This is a genomic window from Mucilaginibacter sp. HD30 (assembly GCF_054061755.1).
In genome coordinates this window covers 4,225,710-4,246,173 of record NZ_JBSSEO010000001.1, presented here as the reverse complement: position 1 = coordinate 4,246,173, position 20,464 = coordinate 4,225,710, and the positions used below count along the sequence as shown (strand labels likewise).

The 20,464-nt window shown below is 43.5% G+C and carries 18 protein-coding genes; 11 read left to right on the top strand and 7 right to left on the bottom strand.

All coding sequences use genetic code 11. From position 1 onward, the window contains the following. Nucleotides 1-37: 37 nt before the first annotated feature. The 3 genes from ACVW2L_RS19955 to ACVW2L_RS19945 all read right to left on the bottom strand — a co-directional run bounded on the left by ACVW2L_RS19955 (nt 38) and on the right by ACVW2L_RS19945 (nt 2,991). The gene (locus ACVW2L_RS19955) at nt 38-1,510 is read right to left on the bottom strand and encodes a CoA-acylating methylmalonate-semialdehyde dehydrogenase (protein WP_457129712.1); all 1,473 of its coding nucleotides are present in this window, start codon (nt 1,508-1,510) and stop codon (nt 38-40) included. 78 nt (nt 1,511-1,588) lie between these two features. Then, nucleotides 1,589-2,530: a sugar phosphate isomerase/epimerase family protein gene (locus ACVW2L_RS19950; RefSeq protein WP_457129711.1), complete on the bottom strand. Its 942-nt coding sequence runs from the start codon at nt 2,528-2,530 to the stop codon at nt 1,589-1,591. A gap of 17 nt (nt 2,531-2,547) precedes the next feature. Beyond that, nucleotides 2,548-2,991: a DMT family transporter gene (locus ACVW2L_RS19945; protein ID WP_457129710.1), complete on the bottom strand. Its 444-nt coding sequence runs from the start codon at nt 2,989-2,991 to the stop codon at nt 2,548-2,550. Nucleotides 2,992-3,339: 348 nt separating this feature from the next. Here ACVW2L_RS19945 and ACVW2L_RS19940 point away from each other — a divergent pair, with 348 nt between their 5' ends. From ACVW2L_RS19940 to ACVW2L_RS19915, 6 genes are all read left to right on the top strand, one after another. Further along, nucleotides 3,340-4,221 (top strand): AraC family transcriptional regulator, encoded by an 882-nt coding sequence (locus ACVW2L_RS19940; RefSeq protein WP_457129709.1) that lies wholly within the window; start codon nt 3,340-3,342, stop codon nt 4,219-4,221. Nucleotides 4,222-4,331: 110 nt separating this feature from the next. Continuing rightward, the gene (locus ACVW2L_RS19935; RefSeq protein ID WP_457129708.1) at nt 4,332-6,911 is read left to right on the top strand and encodes a PAS domain S-box protein; all 2,580 of its coding nucleotides are present in this window, start codon (nt 4,332-4,334) and stop codon (nt 6,909-6,911) included. Between the two features lie 282 nt (nt 6,912-7,193). After that, entirely contained in the window at nt 7,194-7,481 is a 288-nt protein-coding gene (locus tag ACVW2L_RS19930) for a hypothetical protein (RefSeq protein ID WP_457129707.1), read from the top strand. Nucleotides 7,482-7,498: 17 nt separating this feature from the next. Beyond that, nucleotides 7,499-8,668: an MFS transporter gene (locus ACVW2L_RS19925; RefSeq protein WP_457129706.1), complete on the top strand. Its 1,170-nt coding sequence runs from the start codon at nt 7,499-7,501 to the stop codon at nt 8,666-8,668. A 60-nt stretch (nt 8,669-8,728) separates the two neighbouring features. After that, nucleotides 8,729-9,388 (top strand): DUF6766 family protein, encoded by a 660-nt coding sequence (locus ACVW2L_RS19920; protein WP_457129705.1) that lies wholly within the window; start codon nt 8,729-8,731, stop codon nt 9,386-9,388. 61 nt (nt 9,389-9,449) lie between these two features. Next, the gene (locus ACVW2L_RS19915) at nt 9,450-11,672 is read left to right on the top strand and encodes a TonB-dependent receptor domain-containing protein (RefSeq protein ID WP_457129704.1); all 2,223 of its coding nucleotides are present in this window, start codon (nt 9,450-9,452) and stop codon (nt 11,670-11,672) included. 68 nt (nt 11,673-11,740) lie between these two features. On the opposite strand, the gene ACVW2L_RS19910 is transcribed toward ACVW2L_RS19915, so the two are convergent. Continuing rightward, nucleotides 11,741-12,145 carry a hypothetical protein gene (locus ACVW2L_RS19910; protein ID WP_457129703.1) on the bottom strand — a complete coding sequence of 135 codons (405 nt, stop codon included), beginning with the start codon at nt 12,143-12,145 and terminating at the stop codon, nt 11,741-11,743. 546 nt (nt 12,146-12,691) lie between these two features. On the opposite strand from ACVW2L_RS19910, the gene ACVW2L_RS19905 reads away from it, so the two are divergent. The 3 genes from ACVW2L_RS19905 (at nt 12,692) to nhaA (ending at nt 16,037) form a co-directional block, all read left to right on the top strand. Next, entirely contained in the window at nt 12,692-13,450 is a 759-nt protein-coding gene (locus ACVW2L_RS19905) for a DUF72 domain-containing protein (RefSeq protein WP_457129702.1), read from the top strand. A 97-nt stretch (nt 13,451-13,547) separates the two neighbouring features. Continuing rightward, nucleotides 13,548-14,660: an AI-2E family transporter gene (locus tag ACVW2L_RS19900; protein WP_457129701.1), complete on the top strand. Its 1,113-nt coding sequence runs from the start codon at nt 13,548-13,550 to the stop codon at nt 14,658-14,660. Nucleotides 14,661-14,708: 48 nt separating this feature from the next. Continuing rightward, on the top strand, nt 14,709-16,037 hold the full coding sequence (gene nhaA / locus ACVW2L_RS19895) for a Na+/H+ antiporter NhaA (protein WP_457129700.1): 1,329 nt from the start codon (nt 14,709-14,711) through the stop codon (nt 16,035-16,037). Here the strand turns inward: nhaA and ACVW2L_RS19890 are convergent. Together ACVW2L_RS19890 and ACVW2L_RS19885 are read right to left on the bottom strand one after the other, a co-directional pair. After that, nucleotides 16,034-16,795 carry a glycosyltransferase family 2 protein gene (locus ACVW2L_RS19890; protein ID WP_457129699.1) on the bottom strand — a complete coding sequence of 254 codons (762 nt, stop codon included), beginning with the start codon at nt 16,793-16,795 and terminating at the stop codon, nt 16,034-16,036. The genes nhaA and ACVW2L_RS19890 overlap by 4 nt on opposite strands. Further along, nucleotides 16,788-18,059: a glycosyltransferase family 4 protein gene (locus ACVW2L_RS19885; protein ID WP_457129698.1), complete on the bottom strand. Its 1,272-nt coding sequence runs from the start codon at nt 18,057-18,059 to the stop codon at nt 16,788-16,790. Before ACVW2L_RS19885 ends, ACVW2L_RS19890 begins: the two co-directional genes overlap by 8 nt. A 148-nt stretch (nt 18,060-18,207) precedes the next feature. On the opposite strand from ACVW2L_RS19885, the gene ACVW2L_RS19880 reads away from it, so the two are divergent. Further along, complete coding sequence (locus tag ACVW2L_RS19880; protein ID WP_457129697.1) at nt 18,208-18,729, top strand: serine acetyltransferase; 522 nt, start codon at nt 18,208-18,210, stop codon at nt 18,727-18,729. 20 nt (nt 18,730-18,749) lie between these two features. Continuing rightward, nucleotides 18,750-19,496 (top strand): class I SAM-dependent methyltransferase, encoded by a 747-nt coding sequence (locus ACVW2L_RS19875; RefSeq protein WP_457129696.1) that lies wholly within the window; start codon nt 18,750-18,752, stop codon nt 19,494-19,496. A 36-nt stretch (nt 19,497-19,532) separates the two neighbouring features. Here ACVW2L_RS19875 and ACVW2L_RS19870 read toward each other — a convergent pair whose 3' ends face one another. Then, nucleotides 19,533-20,453, bottom strand: a complete 921-nt coding sequence (locus tag ACVW2L_RS19870) for a sugar transferase (RefSeq protein WP_457129695.1) — start codon at nt 20,451-20,453, stop codon at nt 19,533-19,535. Nucleotides 20,454-20,464: the final 11 nt, after the last annotated feature.

Sequence of the window (20,464 nt, the reverse complement as noted above, 5' to 3'; positions counted from 1 at the left end):
CCCCTTACCGGGGGAGATTTAGAGGGGGCTTTTTGCTTTAAAATTTCCTTGACCACTCTTTTGGCCATCTTTCAACAACCACTTTAGTTTGGGTAAAGAATTCAATAGCGTGGCGGCCCTGACCGTGCAGATCTCCAAAGAAACTTTCGTTCCATCCGCTAAAAGGGAACTGCGCCATTGGTGCAGCAACGCCAATGTTAATGCCAATGTTACCTGCATTAGCCTGACTGCGGAATTTACGTGCATTAGCGCCGCTGCTGGTAAACAGGCAAGCCATATTACCATAGTTGTTTCCGTTTATAAAATTTAAGGCATCATCAACAGTATCTAAAGAAATAAGGCTCATTACCGGGCCGAATATCTCTGTTTTGATAACGTCCCCACCTAACGGCAAACCTTCTAAAATAGTCGGGAGAATGAAATTGCCTTTTTCAAATCCGGTTATGCTGGCTTTTCTGCCGTCTAACAAAACCTTGGCACCTTCTGCCTCTGCCTTACCTATCAGGTATTCCACCCTTGATTTGCTTTCGGCGCTTATAACCGGGCCCATTTCGTTGGTTTCGTCTAAACCGTAACCGGTTGTTCTTTTCTTAGCAGCTTCGTATAGGGCCTCTTTAATGTGGCCACTGTCGCCCACAGTAATAATGTTTGATGCCGCCAAACAACGTTGTCCGGCGCAGCCATAAACACTATCGCTTATTATTTGCACAGACATATCTATATCTGCATCAGGCAAAATAACTACCGGATTTTTGGCACCGCCCTGCGCTTGTACACGTTTGCCATTAGCAGCGCCACGGCCGTATACGTACTGTGCAATTTTAGATGAACCCACAAAGCTGATAGCTTTGATAAGCTTATGATCTAAAAAGGCATCAACGGTTTCTTTACCACCGTGTACCAGGCTGATAACGCCCGGCGGAAGATCGATCTGCTCGATCAATTTAAACACTTTCATCATCGTCAACGGAACCTTCTCTGATGGTTTAAGAACGAAAGAATTACCGCAGGCAATGGCGTATGGAAGGAACCAAAAAGGTATCATCCCCGGGAAGTTAAACGGAGCTATACAAGCACAAACCCCTAATGGCTGGCGGATCATAAACTCATCAACGCCACCGGCTATATTTTCTGAAAACTCACTCTGAATAAGCATTGGCGTACCACAAGCCACTTCAACGTTTTCAATAGCGCGTTGTATCTCGCCCCGTGATTCGGCTAAAGATTTACCGCACTCTAATGTGATGGTTCTTGCAATATCTTCTGCATTTTCTTCAAGCAATTGTTTTAGTTTATACAAAGGCTGCACCCTTTTCATCACCGGCACCTGGCTCCATTGTTTATACGCCTCGTGTGCTGCCAACACTGCAGTGTCCACATCGGTAGCAGTTCCGCTTCCGTAAGGAACTTTACCTAATATTTCCTGTGTAGCGGGGTTCACTACATCGGTGGTATTAGACTCCTTGCTTGTTACCCATTTATTGCTAATGTAATTGCTTAAAATTTCCATGTTTTGCTTTTAGAAGACCCATGCCCGCCAGCTAGCTAAGCGCACCATGGATCTTTATTATTTAGTTTTTGATAGATTTTAGATGGTTTTCGGCTCAAACTTATAGTCCAATTTAGCCATAAAATCTCTTGAGATCTTAGCTGCTTCCAAAGGCGAATACGGTGGTTTAACCCTGTTATCGTAATCCAGCTCAAACATCACCATGCCTGCCATTTTTTTCTTACGTTTTTCCAGCATATCCATAATGGTTGCCAGCTGAACCTTACCCTCGCCAAGCGGAGAATAACCCAGATATCCATTATCGCCACCGGCAAAATCTTTCAGGTGAACGTGCTCAATCAAATCCATAAAGTCTTTACAGATCTTAACCGGATCGCCACCACCTTTTTGTATCTGACCTACGTCCGGGCCAAATTTCATGTAGCGGGTATCCACGTTCTCCATTATAAAGTAGATCTCTTCTTCAGTTTCGATAGGTGTTCCGGTATGTGGATGCAACGCTGCAACCAAACCCTCCTCCTGCGCAACTTTACCATACATGTTCATGGAGTCTACCAGGTTCTTTTTATAGTTCTTGTAGTCGTAACCACGGCGGCTGCCGCCGGCGCAATACTCAATTACATTACCTCCGTTGGCTTTCAGTATTTTACACCAGCGCCTTAACTTTTCAACCTCCGCTGCTGTTTTTGCCGGATCGAGCACATCGTGCGTACAAAAGGCTGATACAATTGGCACTTTGTATTTCTCTACAACCTGTGCAAACCCACCCGGCTGTTTTTCAAACTGTTCCATCACCTGGCCAAAGGTTTCAAAAGAATGAAATCCTAATGAAGCGATATCCTTTAACGAAGCCTCCAGCACATCGGCACCATATCCCCAAAGAATAAAAGTTGAGCCTATTTGAAACTTGCGTTTTTTTGCTTCCTCAAAAGCAAGGCTTGGCGCCACAAGCGCCGCTGCCCCGGCCATGCCGGCCAGTCGCATAAAATCTCTGCGATTAAATGAATTTAAATTTTCCATGGTATCAAAATTTAATATTACTTACCAAATGTTACTAAAGCTGTTCCGGCCAACAATAGCAAAGCACCACCTATTTTTGTGTATGATATTGGATCAGGTGCGTTTGCAAACCATCCAAAGTGCGAGAATACCAGACCTGTTATAACCTGTCCCGCAATCATTAAAATGGTTGCCCTGCCCGGGCCCAGTATTGGGAAAGCATAAGCTATGCCTAACACAAGCGCCCCGCCCATTATACCTGCGGTAAGCAACCACATAGGCACTTCTTTTAGGCGCGTAAAAACGCCGGGGTCCCAATCCGTAAGGCCTATAATAATGGCGGCACATGCGCCAATGGCCCAAAAAATGGCATTACCCATACGCGGGTTTGCTAAGATAGCGCCTACCTTACCATTCATGGCAAGGTGCAGGGTTAGTACAAACCCGATAACAAGCATCAGAGCGATTAAAGAAACTTTCATGTTCTCAAAATTTTAAATTAGGTTAATTGGTTAAATTGGTATTTATTAAAATTGGTTTCTAATTGTATCTCAAACTTAATTAAAGTACACCTTTTAACCGCCTTAGCTCATCTTACGATGTTTTGACCGCGCTTTGCAGCATTAGTTAAAATGTAACGCAAAAAACTTTAAGCAATTGTTGGTTTATAGAACCGGCGGTGATATGCCCACCATATCACGTTTATCGTTCTATCCAAATTTCATCTATTAAAGTAGAAAAAATTTCCAACCAATTCGCAAAAAGTAATACTATAGTAACATATATTTGAAAGAAACAACGCCCATATTGTAGATTTTATACCTTCTGCCATGAAACCACACCTGCTGAAAGTACCGCATAAGCCTGAATCCTCGTTTTCTATTTACCAGAACAAGGACGAGAATTTCTATAACCAATGGCACTTTCATCCGGAAATTGAGTTGATCTACATACACAAGGGGCGAGGTACACGGTTTATCGGAAATGACGTGCATCGTTTTGAGCCTGACGAGTTGTGCCTGTTCGGTTCTAACCTGGCGCACATGTGGCGCTGCGACCCTGAATATTTTGTAGAAGACTCTAAATTAAAGGCCGAGGTAACGGTAATTTATTTTCAACATGATTTTTTAGGCGACAAGTTCTTTAACACGCCCGAGCTTAAAAACATTGAATCTTTACTTGAAAAAGCGAAACAGGGCATCAAAATAACCGGCAGCACGAAAGCGCTTGTAAAAACCCTGATAAAAAAGTTGGCAGAAGCCAGCGGCCTTGAACGGATAATGATTTTACTGAACATTTTAGACAAAATAGCAACCTCAAAAGAAAGGGAGTACATTAACACCATTTATCATCCCCAAAAAATTGAACCACAAGAAGCCGACCGGCTTAACAAAGTGTTTCACTATATATCAGAGAATTTTCAGAAAAAGATAACGCTGGAAGAAATAGCATCAGTAGCCAACCTTAGCGCAAAGGCGTTTTGCAGGTATTTTAAATCTAAAACCCGCAAAACTCTCCAGGATTTTTTACTGGAAGTAAAGGTGGCACATGCCTGTAACCTGATCTTAGAAAAAGACATGACCATTTATGAGGTCTGTTATGACAGTGGCTTTAACAACCTGTCTAACTTTAACCGCTACTTTAAAAAACTGATGAAAAAAACTCCGCTGGAGTTTAAAAAAGAACATAGCATGCTCAGGGAGGCAGGGTAAAGCATAAATAATCTTCTCAAAACTTTATTGCTTTTAAAGCCTTATATTTATCCAATGTTGTCGATCTTTCGATACTAATTATAAATGCAAAAGCCAATAGTATTAACTTAATGCCGGAAAATCATAGCGTAAATAATTCAATACTACCCTTCCTGCAGGGCGGCGGCACCATGGGTAAATTAATGAAGGAGTTTAACTGGGAAACGAGCGCGTTAGGTGCGCCTCAAAACTGGCCCGTTCAGCTAAAGCAGCAAACCGGTATCATGCTGAATACCCCCTCACCCATGATGATCTGTTGGGGTAAGGACCTTATTCGTTTATATAACGATGCCTGTATTCCCATTTTAGGGTCAACCAGGCATCCACATGCTCTGGGGATTACGGTTTATGACACCTTTGCCGGGGGACAGGAGACCCTAAAACCCTTATTTGAAAAAGTAATGGGAGGCGAGGCGGTGGCATTTCAAGACGCTAAGTTCAGATTAAACAGGGACGGACAAGAGGAAGATGTTTACTTTGATTTTTCATATACTCCCATTACTGATGAGCATATGAATATTCATGGCATGTTGGTGATATGTACAGAAACAACTGCGAAGGTTCTGGCCCTTGAAGGCCTGCAGAACACCAATAAAAAAATAGCTGAAGCAAACAGGGAGCTCTTAACTAATAATGAACAGTTGTCATCCAGTCAGAAAGATCTGCGGAAGATAGTTTACGAATTAGCTGAGAGTGAACATAGGATAAGGGCCATAATAGAGAACGCTCCTTTCCCAATAGGTGTGTATATGGGCAGGGAGCTGCGTATTGCATTTGCTAACCAGGCTATTCTTGATGTTTGGGGTAAAGGGCAAAAAGTGATAGGGAGAAAATACGCTGAGGTTTTGCCGGAACTTAGCAATCAGTCGGTTTTTACCCAATTAGATGATGTATTTACTACTGGCAAACCTTTCCATGCCCGTAACCAGCGCATTGATCTGAGTGTGGATGGCCAAATGCGCACCTATTATTTTAACTACAGTTTTACCGCACTGGCTGATCAGAAAGGTAAAATATATGGTGTGATGAATACCGCAGCGGACGTAACCGATACTGTATTAGCTAAACAGCAGGTTGAAGAGTCTTCGGATGAACTTGCAGCGCTTAACGAAGAAATGGCCGCCTCTAACGAAGAGTTGCAGGCAATTAACGAAGAACTGGCAAGCACGAACGAAGAGTTGAATGAGAGCAGGCAGCAATTGGAAGCTGCTAATCAGGAACTGGCTACCAGTGCATCAAGATTGCGAATGGCGATAGAATCTACCAGCTTGGGCACTTGGGAATATATGCCTACAACCGGCGAATTATATTGGTCAAAAGAGTTGCGCGAGATCTATGGTATAGCAGAAACAGCTCCTGCTACGATGGAAGCGTTTGCCGAACATATCTATCCTGAAGATTATGCATGGGTACAAGCACAAATTGCCGCTGCAATGGATCCGGTTACGGGCGGCCGGTATGATCTGAGCTATCGCATTACCAGGTTTGATAACCATGAAACACGCTGGATAAAGGTACAAGGCAGTGTTTATTTCGATGAGGGTGAAGCTGTGCGTTTTATAGGTACCGCGTTTGATATCACCGGATTGAAAGACGCGGAGGAGAAAACCGCCAAGTTAGCAGCCATTATAGCATCAACTGATGATGCCATCATCAGCAAAACTTTTGAAAGTGTTATAACCAGTTGGAATGCATCTGCGGAGCGAATGTTTGGGTACAGTGCAGATGAAATTATAGGTGAAAGTATTTATAAGCTTATACCGCACGATAGGCTGGATGAAGAACCCCTTATACTGGCGCGACTAAAATCAGGCGAACGGGTACAGCACTTTGAAACCAAAAGGCTTACCAAGGACGAAAGATTAATAGATGTTTCTGTAACGGTTTCGCCGGTAAAGGACAGCGACGGAAAAATAATAGGCTTATCAAAGATTGCCCGTGATATTACTGAGCGCAAACTGGACGAAAATCGTAAAAACGATTTTATTGGCATGGTGAGCCACGAGTTGAAAACACCGTTAACATCATTGAGCGCTATTTTACAGGTGGCTAAAGCTAAACTCAACAATACCGACGATACCTTCTTGTCTGGCGCTATGCAGAAAGCCAATCACCAGGTAAAACGAATGACAACTATGATAAATGGCTTTTTGAATATTTCGCGCCTGGAGTCGGGGAAGATACAGATAGACAAACAGCTTTTTAACATTAAAACCCTAATTCACGAAGTTGCGGACGAAATGAAAGTTACAGCCACAACTCATACCATCAATATAGACCAATGCGAGGATGTTGACGTTAATGCGGATCAGGATAAAATACAATCTGTTATCTCTAACCTGATAAGTAACGCGGTAAAATACTCTTCAAATGGCACGGTAGTGAGCGTTGGCTGTAAAACCAATGAGGGCGAGGTTATAGTAAGCGTAAGCGATGAAGGGATCGGTATTCAACCCGCCGACGCGGAGAAGATATTTGACCGCTATTACCGCATTGAGAATAGCAATACCAAACATATTTCCGGCTTTGGCATCGGGCTTTACTTAAGCGCCGAGATCATTCACCGCCACGAGGGACAGATATGGGTGGAAAGCGAAAGCGGCAAAGGCTCTACCTTTTACTTTAGCTTGCCGCTTGGCTTAACACCGTAATGGCTTACTGTCCCGCGCGGGTGTGAGACAATGTGAGACCATGTGGGACACTCTTTTTAGTAAGCTATTGACAGTAAACGCTTTAAAGTTTTAAGCTGGGACAAAGTGAGACTACTTATTCGTCAGGAAATTTAGCTGTAGAACATGCATAAGGATGTAATTATTAAGCGCTTATAAATTGGTATTTTTTGTCCCAAATTTTAGTGTAAAAAACCATCACAAAATAAAGGCAAACATTGTGTAATTCGATGGGTTATTCTGTATGTAATTAGCATAAAACCCATGAAAAATCCATTTAAAAAGAAAGATAACACCCTGTTAATAGCCGGTATTGCCATTGGCGCGGCCGCGGCCAGTTTAGCCTATTTATTTTTAACCGAGAGCGGTATTGCAGTCCGGCAGCAACTCGCCGGTTATTTCGGGCAAGGACAAGATGATGCTGACGACCATGAGGAGCAAGATCCGCAAGCCTACATGCACCACCCCGGCAAGGCGCCAAAAACCGACCGGGACGCTCTGTTAAAAAACGAGATTCTTCATAATACTGACGAAGATAACGCGCAGTCTTAATGTATTGATAGGGCAGTATGAAGCTAAAAAGGATTCTTTGGGTGCTGGTGTTTATCTGTATCATTGATTCCATGGGCTTCGGTATGATGATCCCGCTCATCTATTCGTACGGCAAGCAGTTCGGCCTCACCAAGGCAAGCCTTGGCTGGCTAACTGCTACCTTTTCTGTTGTGCAGTTTTTCTCTACGCCGCTGCTGGGTTCACTTTCAGACCGCTTCGGTCGCAAATGGCTGCTGGTAACCTGCCTGGTGGGCACTGCCGCATCGTTTGTGCTTTTCGGGCTGGCCGGCAGCTTGCTCATGCTTTTTTTAGCAAGGGCTTTGGACGGCCTTACCGGCGGGGACATATCCATAGCGCAAGCAATAGTGGCAGACATTTCTTCATCAGAAAACCGGGCAAAATACTTTGGCATTCTCGGTTCGGCATTTGGCTTCGGCAGTGTAATGGGGCCGGCTGCAGGAGGCTTACTGAGCGGCTTTGGTATGAGCACCCCTTTTTTTATCGCCGCCGGCCTTTCACTTACGGGCGCGCTTTTAAGCATGATATTTTTAAAGGAAACAAATAGCAAAACAAAAAAACAGCGGCAAAAGAAAGCCTTCGCGTTTAAATCATTGATCACGGTGCTTAAGCAGCCTGTTATTGGGCCGGCAGTTTGCACGGGCTTTTTACTCACCACGGCGCAATTGGTAATGCTGATCGGTTTCCAGACATTTTGTACCGATGCCCTCAAACTAACGCCCACACAAGTGGGCATTTTCTACGCGGGATTTGGCGTTATGGGCATCCTTACCCAACTTGCGGTTCCGTACATTACAAAAATGATCTCCTCCCGCTCTATTATTTTACTTATATCAACAATAGCTTGCCTGGGGGCAATGGCCTTTACCGGTTTTGTAAACGCTTTAATACCATTCGCCATCGGCATCGGGATATATGGCTTGTTCAATGGTTTAAGAAACCCAATGCTAAATGCCATTATAGCAGACAAAAGTAAAGCAACACAACAAGGCGAGATCATGGGCATTAACCAGTCGTACACCTCATTGGGGCAGGCCACCGGCCCTATTATAGCAGGCTTAGCGCTTGCCATAACACAGTCTGCCGCGTTTTTTTTGGCGGCCCTGCTCATGCTAATTGCCGCTGTGGTAAGCATACGGCTTAAGACTCAGGAGTCTCCGGATAGTTAGCTTACCGGTTAAGCAAACAAAGCGAAACAACTAATGGTTGTAAAAATAAAATTGGTTATTATGAAAAAGCACACCTTTTTTTATCGCAACGGATTAAGTATCGTGTTCTTGTCATTGTTCATCATTTCGCTTTTTGGCCAGGCGTTTACAGGCTGGAAAGAATATAACGACGAACTGAAAGATGAAAATGCTGTGCAGGTATCGTTCCCGGCCTACCTTATTACCGGCCATTTTGTATCGGCAACCTTTGAGAACTTTCAAAGCGAGTTTTTACAAATGGCGCTGTATGTTGTTTTAACAGTGGGGCTTAGGCAACAAGGTTCTTCAGAATCAAAAAGCCTGGAAGGCAAAGAGGAAGTTGACAGGGAGCCCGTTGCTAAAAAAGATGCCCCCTGGCCGGTAAAAAAAGGTGGGATATGGCTTTTGCTATACAGCTATTCGCTTTCCATTGTATTCTTTCTACTGTTTTTTGCCAGTTGGGGAATGCATTTGTACGGCAGCTGGACGGATTACAATGCTGAACAGATGATCAAAGGCAAACTTCCCGAGACGATAAGCGGGTTTTTAACCGCTCCGCGATTTTGGTTTGAGACATTCCAAAACTGGCAAAGCGAATTTTTATCCGTTTTTTCTATAGTTGTTCTCTCTATCTTTCTGAGGCAAAAAGGATCGCCGGAATCAAAACCTGTTGATGCACCTTATATGGAAACCGGCAAATAGCTTAGGTGTAAAGAAATAGCAGCAGTGTAACATTGGCCAAATATCTGCGTCTATTAACCTGATGCTGATCATATCCTTTAAAAACCCGGTTGCCGTAGTTGGCTTTTTACTACTGTCTGTATCAACCTACGGACAATCTGCAACAGATACCTTAAAGACAGACTCTGTCAAAAAGAACAACCAAACCTTACAGGAAGTAAATATCACTGCAAAAACGCCGCTGATACGGATGGAGCAAGGCAAAATGATAGTTGATGTAGCCGCATCAGTAACTAATGTTGGCGCTACTGTATTAGAGGTTTTAGAGAAATCGCCGGGCGTTACTGTTGACAGAAATGGCGGCATTGCCTTGCAGGGAAAAACGGGCGTACTGGTATTAATTGATGATAAGCCCACCTATCTATCGGGATCTGAATTGAATAATCTGTTGAGCAGTATGAATTCGGCACAGGTACAGCAAATTGAATTGATAACCAGCCCTACGGCGCGGTACGATGCCAGCGGCAATGCGGGCATCATCAATATAAAAACAAAAAAAACCAAGGAGAAAGGCTTTAACGGCAACTTTACAGTGGCCGGCGGCTATGGCGTTTATCCTAAAAACAACAATAGCCTTGCGCTTAACTACCGTACCGGCAAGGTAAACCTGTTTTTAAATTACAGCATGAACTATACAGAGTACCTTACAGATCTGTATGCTTTACGCAAATATTTTAACGCCCAACACCAGGTTGTTTCGCAGTTAGATCAGCCAGGTTATTTTTCGGGCACATTTTTAAATAATACCGTAAAAACAGGGCTTGATTATAATGTATCGGCCAAAACTACCTTAGGCATTGTGCTTGGGGGCATCAAGGTTAAACGGGATGGTTATAATACAGCGGTAGCCACCTGGCTAAACCCGGCAGGCGCAACAGACTCGGCAATTTATACGAATAACAGCAGCGGCAGCCGTTTTAAAAACGGATCCGTCAATTTAAACCTACGCCATAAAATAACCGAAAGCCAGGATCTGTCTGCCGATGCCGACTGGCTGGGCTACGATATTACCAGTACTCAGGCTTTCAACAATAGTCGCCCGGGGCCGCCCACAGTTGGTTATGAGCAACAGTCCAGGGGTAACATACCATCCACCATTAAGATACTATCAGGCAAAATAGACTATACCAACAGGTTTTCAAAGGGTGCCACCTTACAGGCCGGTTGGAAATCATCATCAACCAATACGGATAATTTAGCGTCGTACGAAAATTTAAAACCCACGGGCTGGGTGCCTGACAATGTTAAGAGCAATCACTTTTTGTACGATGAGCGCATCCACGCGTTTTATGCATCTATAGATAAAAAGTATAAAAAACTCAACTTTCAAATAGGCTTGCGGTATGAAAATACCGGATATAAGGGCCATCAATTGGGTAACGCGGTTCAAAGAGATTCATCGTTTTCGCGTAACTATAGCGGCTTATTTCCGAGCGGATACATAACCTACCAGGCAGATTCTTTAAACAGTTTTAGCTTGAACGCGGGCAGGCGTATTGACCGGCCGAGCTTTCAAAACCTTAACCCATTTTATTTTATCATTAATAAATACACCTACCAAACAGGTAACCCGTTTTTGTTGCCGCAGTACACCTGGAACTTTGAGCTGAGCCATCAGTACAAAAACCTGTTAACCACAATGCTATCGTACAGTAGTATAAACAACTATTTTTCGCAGCTTTTTTTAACAGATAAGGAAAAAGGGATTTTACTATACACGCAGGGCAACGTTGGCCATACCTACACTATTGGTGTAACTGAAACTGTGGTGGCGTCGCCGTTTAAATGGTGGTCTGTAACAGCGCAGGCGGTTTATAACTATAAGCAGTTGCGGGGCTTTAACGGTAATACCTACACCAGCGATATTAACCAGCTTAGCGTAAGCGCCAACAACCAGTTTACCATAGCTAAAATTTATACGGCCGAACTATCGGGCGCGTACACCACCCGGGCACGTAATGATGTGCAGGAACTACTTTACCCAACAGGGCAGCTATCAGCAGGTATTGCAAGGCCGATAATGAAAAAGCGCGCCACACTACGTTTTACCGCCCGAGACCTGTTGTACACCAACGTAATGCACGGCCTTACACAGTTCCCTAACGCTGAAGAATATTTTAGACTGCGCCGAGATACGCGTGTGTATACATTATCGTTTACTTACAGATTTGGCAAAGCCTATAAAACTAATAGCCGCAGCCAAGGCAGTGCTACTGATGAGGCGCAGAGGGTTGGAAATGGTTGATAAGTTGGCAGCTTGCAGTGAGGCACTATAGATCCTGCTAACTGCTCACTAAAAACTGCCAACTGCCGCTACGGCTGCATTGGGTTAACTGGTCTGGCAGAAACAACACTATCCACAACAAAATTGCTTACACCACGCCAGGGCAAAGTGTGCAGGTACTCTTTGTAATGTAATTCCAGATAAGCGCCCGCGTTTTTGTTAAGTATGTCCGCAACATGTTTATCGGTAACAGAGAACATAAACTCGTTTGATTGTATAGTGCCCTGTGTTGGTGCCCGGATACCGCTTTGGATGAGGCGCCCTTCGTAAGTTTTAAACAGGTAACCTTTGTGCACAAAGTAGTTCATTGTACCCGCCTTAACACCATCGCCAAAAACAAAATAATACCGATAGTAAAATACACCGGATAATATAACAATCACCACTATAGAGATGATGAGGATGATCTTTTTTAAATTGCTGCGCTGTTCCATGTACCCTTAACAAGCGCGGGGCTATAATGTAAGCGCCGGCTGCTTTTATTTTTTGTTGACGAGTTTATGCTGCTGGCAAACTATATTACTTATTTTTACACTGTTACGCACCACCCTAATTTTTAAACTCGTAAATGAAGACACCCGTAGCATTCCTTGGGCCTATATTTTATTTGTGCTTAAGTTTAATAGTCAGGTTAATTAACTGGTCGCGTTTAATGACATAGGGCTTTTAAATGATCCGTATAGGTGCGTGGCTGGGTGGCATTTCTTATGGTATTTATATTATACATGCCCCCTTGCTTTTTTGGGTAGGGAGCATTAGTGTTTTTGAAAATAAGCTTTGGGCTTACATTATTAAGTTTACTTTGCTGTTTACCCTAATTATAATACTCGCATACTTATTAGAAAAAGTATATCAACCCTGAATAAAAAATCTGCTGATAAAGAAAAAAACTGTTTAACCCGGCTAATCAGTATCCTTTACACAGTTAATAAATAACCCTTACAAAAACCGCAAAGCTTACCATGTGTTGAAACTATACAATGGCGAGTGAAAACTATTTTTCGGGCACAAGCGGCCTGGTACTACCGGTGCCCAACAAAACACATTACCCACCTGAGTTTAAAGACAAAAGCAGGTTATGTTATTATACTTCCTTGTTTAACAGCATTGAGGTTAATTCGTCTTTCTACAAAATACCGCAGGCCCGCACAGTGGCCAAATGGGCGCAGGAAGCGGGCGACGACTTTAAGTTTACATATAAACTTTGGAGAGGAATAACACACGAAAAAGGTTTGATATTTGATGTTGCAGATATTAACCGCTTTATGGCGGCAATTGATGGTGCCGGTAACAAAAAAGGCTGCCTGCTCATCCAACTGCCACCATCAGCTAAGGCCAGCCTAATGCCACATCTGCAATACCTGGTTAATTGTGTGTTAGAAGCCGATTTTGATCATAGCTGGCAGATCGCTATTGAACTGAGGCACGCATCATGGTATACCGATGACCTGTTTGAGTTTGCCGAAAGCAATAAGCTAACCATAGTACTGCACGATATACCAGCCTCTGCTACGCCATTGCAATTTTACGATACGGCAGATACGGTTTACCTGCGTTTTCACGGACCCGGCGGCAAATACCGCGGCAGTTATGCTAACGATTTATTATACGAATACAGCAGCTACATACACGATTGGCAGCAGGAAGGTAAAACCGTTTACGTTTATTTTAACAATACCATGGGCGATGCTGTACGTAACCTGGACACGCTGAATACATTTGTGCGGCCGGGCTTTTAGCTGATTTATTACAATGAAATAATTAATGGGACATAAATGGCATCATAAAACAATTTGTCCATAATTTGCTTTTGTGTCTGTACCCAAATCATTGTAAATGGCCATAAAAATTAAAGACCAACCCTTTTATGTACAAAGCACAGCGGTGCTGCTTGGCTTGGTGTTGTTGGTATATGCTTTAGCAACACTTACGGATATTTTAGTACCATTGGCATTTGCGGCATTTATAGCGGTATTGCTAAATCCTGTTGCTAACCGTTTGCAGCGTTATAAAATGTCACGGGCTTTATCCATAGCTATAACCATGCTGGCAGCGCTGGTGGTAGTAGCGGGTGTATTTTATTTTCTTTCCTCGCAAATTGTGCAGTTCGGCGATTCGCTGCCCATGCTAAAACAAAAATTCGGAGAGATAACGCACGACTTAAAACTTTGGGTCCAGGATAACATTGGCACGCCGGTAGCCAAACAAGATCAAATGATAAAGGAGACCTTGGGCAATGGGCAGGCAATGGTTGGTAAAACTTTGGGCGGCCTGGTTGGCACTTTGGGTATTATATTCTTATTACCTGTTTACATATTCTTTTTACTGCTGTACAAACAGCTGATACTAAATTTTTTATACGAAGTTTTTGCTGAGGAGAATTCTGCCAAAGTAAGCGAGGTTTTAAGCGAAACCAAGCTTGCCATACAAAGCTACATTGTAGGCTTGCTGATAGAGATGATAATTGTAGCTGTTATGAACTCAGCCGCGCTGTTATTGCTGGGTGTTAAATATGCCATATTAATTGGCTGCATAGGTGCCATACTTAACCTGATCCCCTATCTGGGCGGCATTATAGCAATTGCTTTACCTGTGCTTATGGCCACCGTAACTAAAGACGGCTACTCAACGCAATTGGGCGTTATAATTGCTTATATTGTAATTCAGTTTATTGATAATAATATACTGGTGCCGCGCATTGTATCATCAAAAGTGCAGATAAACGCGCTTATGTCAATTATAGTAGTGTTGCTGGGTAACCAGTTATGGGGCGTATCGGGCATGTTCCTGTCCATACCTTTTGTGGCCGTGCTCAAAATAATTTTCGACCGCATTGAAGAGCTTAAACCATGGGGTAAGCTGTTAGGCGACAATATTCCCACCAAACGTATTGGCAAGCACACAGGAGCGCGCGGCAAAAAAGAATTGACCAAAGACCCGGATCAGTAAAGACGTTTCAATCTGTTTACGCACTGAAAACGTTATCTTTGGGGACTGATGCAAAAGTCGCCTATAGATAAGCTTATCCATCCTGTTAACCGCTTTATTCATTTAGAGTACACCAGCGGTATTGTGCTTTTTCTGGGCGTAGTTATAGCGCTTATCTGGGTAAACTCACCTTATAGCGAAAGTTACCACCATATCTGGAACATTGAATTTTCTTTTGGGTTTGATAAAAATGTATTGAGCCATCCGCTCCACTTGTGGATAAACGATGGTTTGATGGCCATCTTCTTTTTTGTAATAGGCCTTGAGCTGAAACGCGAATTTATTGCGGGAGAACTATCAACCTTAAGCAAGGCCTCTTTACCGATGGTGGCAGCGCTGGGCGGCATGTTGGTGCCCGCGGGTATTTATATGGCGTTTAACCACGGCACAGCCGGCGAACATGGCTGGGGCATACCCATGGCTACGGATATCGCGTTTGCCCTCGCACTGCTCTCTATCGCAGGCAAACATATTCCGGCCTCCATTAAAGTATTTCTTTCTGCACTTGCTGTAGCCGATGATCTGGGTGCGGTTTTGGTGATAGCCTTTTTTTACAGTTCAGGTATTGTGTGGGTGCCTTTGTTAATAGGCGTTGGCTTTTTAGCTATTCTTGCAGTTGCCAACGTGCTAGGCATCCGCAGTTCTACATTTTATTTATTGATAGGTTTTGGGGTATGGGTTGGCTTTTTGCTATCAGGTGTGCATCCTACTATCGCAGGTGTTTTGGTAGCATTTACGATACCTGCGCGTACCAAGATCAACGAAAAACAATACTCAGAGAGGCTTAATAAACTCTCTGCAGCGTTTGATGCGGAGATCCCTAACTGCAGCTCGCTTACCACTCCTAAACAGCACGATACCATTGAGCATATTAAAGCGCTGAGCCTTGCCGCACAAACCCCGCTGCAAAAAATTGAAACCGCGCTTCACCCCTGGGTGGCATTTGTTATTATGCCGTTGTTTGCATTGGCAAATGCCGGGATTGTTATCGGTGCAGATTTTTTCGCTGTACTTATCAATCCGGTAAGCATTGGCGTAACTGTGGGTTTGGTAATTGGAAAATTTATTGGTGTACTGCTGTTTACGTGGTTATTGGTTAAGTCGGGCATTGGCGCACTGCCCGAGGGCGCTACCTGGAAACATATTATTGGGGTAGCGTTGCTGGCGGGTATAGGTTTTACCATGTCGTTGTTCGTGTCTGCGCTGGCATTTGATAACGTGCAAATGATAGATCAGGCTAAGTATGGGATACTGTTGGCCTCTCTTATCGCGGGTATTGCCGGCGTAATTGTATTAAAGGCTCAACGCGGACGAGTTAAAGCAATCGCAGGACATTAATCGTTTGTGCGTTTGTTTCTAAGCCAGTACCGGCCAAGATTGAAAGCAATAACCATATGGTTAAACACCGTAGGCAACAACCCGTAATGTTTTTTCATAATATCAAAACGCTCCAGCAGGCTTTGCCTGTGTTTTTGTTTTGACATGCCGCCCATTTTATATCGCGCCACATATGTGTGAACATTCACTATGCTCTTGGCTTTCTTTGCCGCACGCAAGATCCAGTCAATATCGGCGCTTAACTGGTATTTTGGATCATAGGGTTCAACAAGCGAGCGTTTTATATAAATAGCCTGGTGACTTATACTCATGCCATATTTAAAGTCCCGCCAGGTAAAGGCTTCGGGTGCGGCGTGGCGGCGGCGACCGAGATTGTTACCCTCTTCATCCATCATCTCTGTCTCGCCATAATAAATATCAGCATCCTCCGCAGACGCAAATACCCGGGCGACAGTATCATCAGAATAGAATTCATCACCAGAGTTCATGAATATAATATAATCGCCTGTAGCCGCCAATATGCCCTTATTCATGGCATCATAAATACCTTTGTCTTCTTCGCTGATGAATTTGCCCAGTTTGTCTTTATAACGCTCAATAATCTGCAAAGTACCATCGGTTGACGCGCCGTCAATAACAATATATTCAATAGCCGGGTAGGTTTGGTTAAGCACCGAAAGCATAGTACGCTCAATATTTGCTACGTTGTTATAAACAACAGTAACAACAGAAAGTATGGGCCGGGCCTGTTTACTCATTACTTAAAACGGAGCGGTAAAGTTCAAGATAATGTTTAGCTACTTTATCATTGGTGTAATTATTTAACACTTTTTGGCGCGCGTTGGCAGCCATTTTTTTTGCATCTGCATTGTACAAAATTTCTGTTATTCCATCGGTTATTCCCTTTGCCGATGCCAGGGCTGCCAGATAGCCGTTTTGTAAATGATCTACCAGTTCTGGCACTCCACCAGTATTAAACGCAACCACCGGCGTACCGCAAGCCATGGCTTCCATTACCATATTGGGTAAGTTATCTTCTAACGACGTGGTTACAAATACATCTGCCATGCTATAAATTCCCGCCAGCTCATTTTCTTTTGTAATTATATTCAACTGATGCACAGGGAACGGCAATTGCGTTACATCAAAGTGCTTGTTCTTACCAAAGATCACTACTTCAACAGCAGAAGTATCCTGATCGTTTTGTTTTAAAAGCTGCAAGGCTTCTACCAGGAACCGGATGCCCTTACGTTTATCATTAATATTAGCTGCGCCGAACAAAATGATCTTAGCGTCAACTTTAATACCGCGCTTGCTGCGTTCCGCTACCTTATTGCCGGGCGAAAATGTCTCGATATCAATAGGATTTGGTATAGCGGTAATAGGGAACTGGCTGATCAAAGAACTTGTGCGAGCCACCTCTCCTAACCAATTACTGCAAGTTACAAAGCTGATATTCTTCGCGCCCGCGTACATAGCAGCCTTGCGGAGCCAACCCTGATGGGATAGGTCGTCTTCCCCGGCATCCCGTAAAAAGGGACAGTTACCACACTCGTTTTTAAACCGCTCACATGTGCCTGAATAGTGGCAGCCACCGGTAAAGGTCCACATATCGTGAAGCGTCCAGATGATGGGTTTACCTGTATCTATCAGTTGTTTCAGATCTGCTATAGAGAGAAAGCCAGAATTTGTCCAATGCAGATGCAGTATATCCGCATCCTTTACCAAGGGGTTATTTGCTATGCTTGTTCCGGCATTAGCTGTAGAGAACGCGAAACGCACCGTTTTGTCCCGTTCATGAAAAAGTATAAAAGGAATACGTTCTGCTAAAAAAGTAAGCCTGGCTTTTAACTTGCTAATGGCATCTTTTACAATACCGGTAACGCCCGCGTTATTTGTTTTTTTATACTGAACCAATAAACGCGCATCGCCGCCCTGCAATTGCAGCGCTTGCAGCAACCGCATACAAGCGGCAGGCGCGCCACCCCCGGCATCAGCAGTGTTGATGAGCGTAACTTTCATTTGCACAAGTATAGTGAAAAGCTGAAAGACTATAGCTGAAAGCGAAAAGACTAAAGCAGAAAGCTTTCAAGCTAACTTGCAAACGTATCCATAGCACTAAAAAAGCTTTGGTCTTTCTGCTTTCCGCTTTTTGCTTACTTTTGAGGAAATGAACGCCATTACCTACTTATTTCAGGACCGCAAAGCCAACTCCTTAAATTTTAAGGGTCAGCTGGTGTTGTTTTTGTTCAGGCTGGCGTCGCTTATTAATCGCTCCATGATAGCTAAGGTGATATTTTATCCTTACCTGCTATGGTACCGTTATGTAGTTGATTGGATTTGGGGGATTGAGCTGCCGCGTAAACTAAAAGCCGGTAAAGGCTTGATCATTTATCACGGCCATGCTTTGGTAGTTAATCAGGGTGTTGTTTTGGGCGATAATTGTGTTTTGCGAAATTCTGTTACCATAGGCCATAAAAAACTGGCCGACGGTAGTTTGAGCGGCTGCCCAAGGATAGGTAATAACGTAGATATAGGGGCCAACGTGGTTATTGTGGGGGATATAGAGATAGGTGATAATGTGATGATTGGCGCCGGGTCGGTAGTTGTAAAAAGCGTGCCGTCTGACTGTACCGTTGTGGGTAATCCGGCAAGGATACTAAAGAAAAAAGAACCATTGCATTTTATTTAAAATAAGGGCTGATCTGATAAATGGAGAATAATTTAACCGACCGTTCGTTCTGGAAATCTTTCTGGGAATCAAGGATCGGCCTGATCTTTACTATAAAACCCGATTATGTTTTTGGCGATATCCTGGCCAAAATAATTAAACAGAAGAACGCCAAAACAGCTATAGAACTGGGCGGCTTTCCGGGTTATTACGCCATCTACCTAAAAAAATATCAGCAAATGGAAACTACCTTGCTGGATTATTTTATCCATGAAGGCCTTGTTAATCAACTGCTTGAAAAAAACGGCCTGAATGAAAGCGATATAAAGATAATTGAGGCAGATCTGTTTAACTACACTCCTGCCGAACAGTATGATATGGTGCTTTCCTTTGGATTGATAGAACATTTCAGCGATACAAAAAGCATCATCAAAACTCACCTTTCTTTTTTAAAACCCGGGGGTACCTTATTTATCACCCTGCCTAACTTTACCGGGATTAACGGTTGGGTGCAGCGCAAATTCGATCGCGAAAATTACGACAAGCATTATATTGAAAGTATGAACCCTCCCCTGCTTGCAGACTATTGCCGGCAGTTAGGGTTAAAAAATGCAGAGGCCTATTATCATGGCGGTTTTTCTATCTGGTTAGAAAACAAAACACATCAGTCTGCGCTAACCAAAAGCTTTGTTAAAGGATTATGGTTTGCCGGGAAAGTGATAAGTAAGATAATTCGCGTAGAAAGTAAAGTATTGTCGCCTTATATAGTGGTTAAGGCAGAGCGTTAGCGATTAGTTGATTGGTGATTAGAGATTAGTTAGTCTCTATTTTCCTTTTATCGCGTACTTTATACGCCACTGCCTTATTAAGCGCAACCCACGTTGCAATAAAGTTCCCTTGCGGTTTTTTAAGAAATGCCATATTGCTAAATGGGCTTTCCCATCTTCCTTTACTTCAGCGGGAAAATGCTTAACAGGTTTATCCGCAACGCTTACGCCGTACATGTGCTCAATATTGGAGTGTACGCCTGTACCGTCATGCCCTATGTTGTGAATAAGCGAATGTGAAGGATGCAGCGCTAAACCGCCTTTTAAAAATATAGAAGCATACCAACGGATGGCCCAGGAATTATTTTTACCGGCCTTAAATTCCATTATCTGTTTCCAGAAGTTGCCGGTTCCGTCAACAGAAAATTCCTGAATTTTTTGGCTATCAAATTGTGCTATCAGTTTATCAACGTCTGGCTCAAAATTACGCCATGCCCTATCCCACGTGGCCCAACCCCAACTGGTAGCAATGCGGTAAAAAAATGTTTCGGGCAGCGTTTTATCATATAACGGAAACATATAGGCCCCAATATGCATAGCCTTTTCCTGGTGTTGGTACCGCGTAAGCGCTTCGTTAAAATACTCCAGCGTATGTGGCGAAGACAGCAGGTCATCTTCAAAAACTATAACGTTGCCATAATGGTTAACCAGCTGCGTAACCCCATCAATAATGGAATTAGCAAGGCCCATATTTTGTTTCCTGCTGATCAGTTGCACCGATTTGAATCCAGTAACCTGCGCTGCCAGATCGCGCACTTCCTGTACTTTCTGCTCATCGCCCGACGTTTTTGCCCCGTCAGAAAAAATATAAAGCTTAGAATCATTAGCCAGCACGTTTTTTTGCAAATAGCACAGCGTGCGGCGGGTATGATCTGGCCGGTTATAAACAAAAAGTGCTATTGGAGCAAGGGATTGCATGTTGGGCCAAA

Excerpts from the sequence above, each read along its gene's own strand:
- ACVW2L_RS19955 (WP_457129712.1), bottom strand. The coding sequence starts at position 1,510 with ATGGAAATTTTAAGCAATTACATTAGCAATAAATGGGTAACAAGCAAG.
- ACVW2L_RS19950 (WP_457129711.1), bottom strand. The coding sequence starts at position 2,530 with ATGGAAAATTTAAATTCATTTAATCGCAGAGATTTTATGCGACTGGCC.
- ACVW2L_RS19945 (WP_457129710.1), bottom strand. The coding sequence starts at position 2,991 with ATGAAAGTTTCTTTAATCGCTCTGATGCTTGTTATCGGGTTTGTACTA.
- ACVW2L_RS19940 (WP_457129709.1), top strand. The coding sequence starts at position 3,340 with ATGAAACCACACCTGCTGAAAGTACCGCATAAGCCTGAATCCTCGTTT.
- ACVW2L_RS19935 (WP_457129708.1), top strand. The coding sequence starts at position 4,332 with ATGCCGGAAAATCATAGCGTAAATAATTCAATACTACCCTTCCTGCAG.
- ACVW2L_RS19930 (WP_457129707.1), top strand. The coding sequence starts at position 7,194 with ATGAAAAATCCATTTAAAAAGAAAGATAACACCCTGTTAATAGCCGGT.
- ACVW2L_RS19925 (WP_457129706.1), top strand. The coding sequence starts at position 7,499 with ATGAAGCTAAAAAGGATTCTTTGGGTGCTGGTGTTTATCTGTATCATT.
- ACVW2L_RS19920 (WP_457129705.1), top strand. The coding sequence starts at position 8,729 with ATGAAAAAGCACACCTTTTTTTATCGCAACGGATTAAGTATCGTGTTC.
- ACVW2L_RS19915 (WP_457129704.1), top strand. The coding sequence starts at position 9,450 with ATGCTGATCATATCCTTTAAAAACCCGGTTGCCGTAGTTGGCTTTTTA.
- ACVW2L_RS19910 (WP_457129703.1), bottom strand. The coding sequence starts at position 12,145 with ATGGAACAGCGCAGCAATTTAAAAAAGATCATCCTCATCATCTCTATA.
- ACVW2L_RS19905 (WP_457129702.1), top strand. The coding sequence starts at position 12,692 with ATGGCGAGTGAAAACTATTTTTCGGGCACAAGCGGCCTGGTACTACCG.
- ACVW2L_RS19900 (WP_457129701.1), top strand. The coding sequence starts at position 13,548 with ATGGCCATAAAAATTAAAGACCAACCCTTTTATGTACAAAGCACAGCG.
- nhaA (WP_457129700.1), top strand. The coding sequence starts at position 14,709 with ATGCAAAAGTCGCCTATAGATAAGCTTATCCATCCTGTTAACCGCTTT.
- ACVW2L_RS19890 (WP_457129699.1), bottom strand. The coding sequence starts at position 16,795 with ATGAGTAAACAGGCCCGGCCCATACTTTCTGTTGTTACTGTTGTTTAT.
- ACVW2L_RS19885 (WP_457129698.1), bottom strand. The coding sequence starts at position 18,059 with ATGAAAGTTACGCTCATCAACACTGCTGATGCCGGGGGTGGCGCGCCT.
- ACVW2L_RS19880 (WP_457129697.1), top strand. The coding sequence starts at position 18,208 with ATGAACGCCATTACCTACTTATTTCAGGACCGCAAAGCCAACTCCTTA.
- ACVW2L_RS19875 (WP_457129696.1), top strand. The coding sequence starts at position 18,750 with ATGGAGAATAATTTAACCGACCGTTCGTTCTGGAAATCTTTCTGGGAA.
- ACVW2L_RS19870 (WP_457129695.1), bottom strand. The coding sequence starts at position 20,453 with ATGCAATCCCTTGCTCCAATAGCACTTTTTGTTTATAACCGGCCAGAT.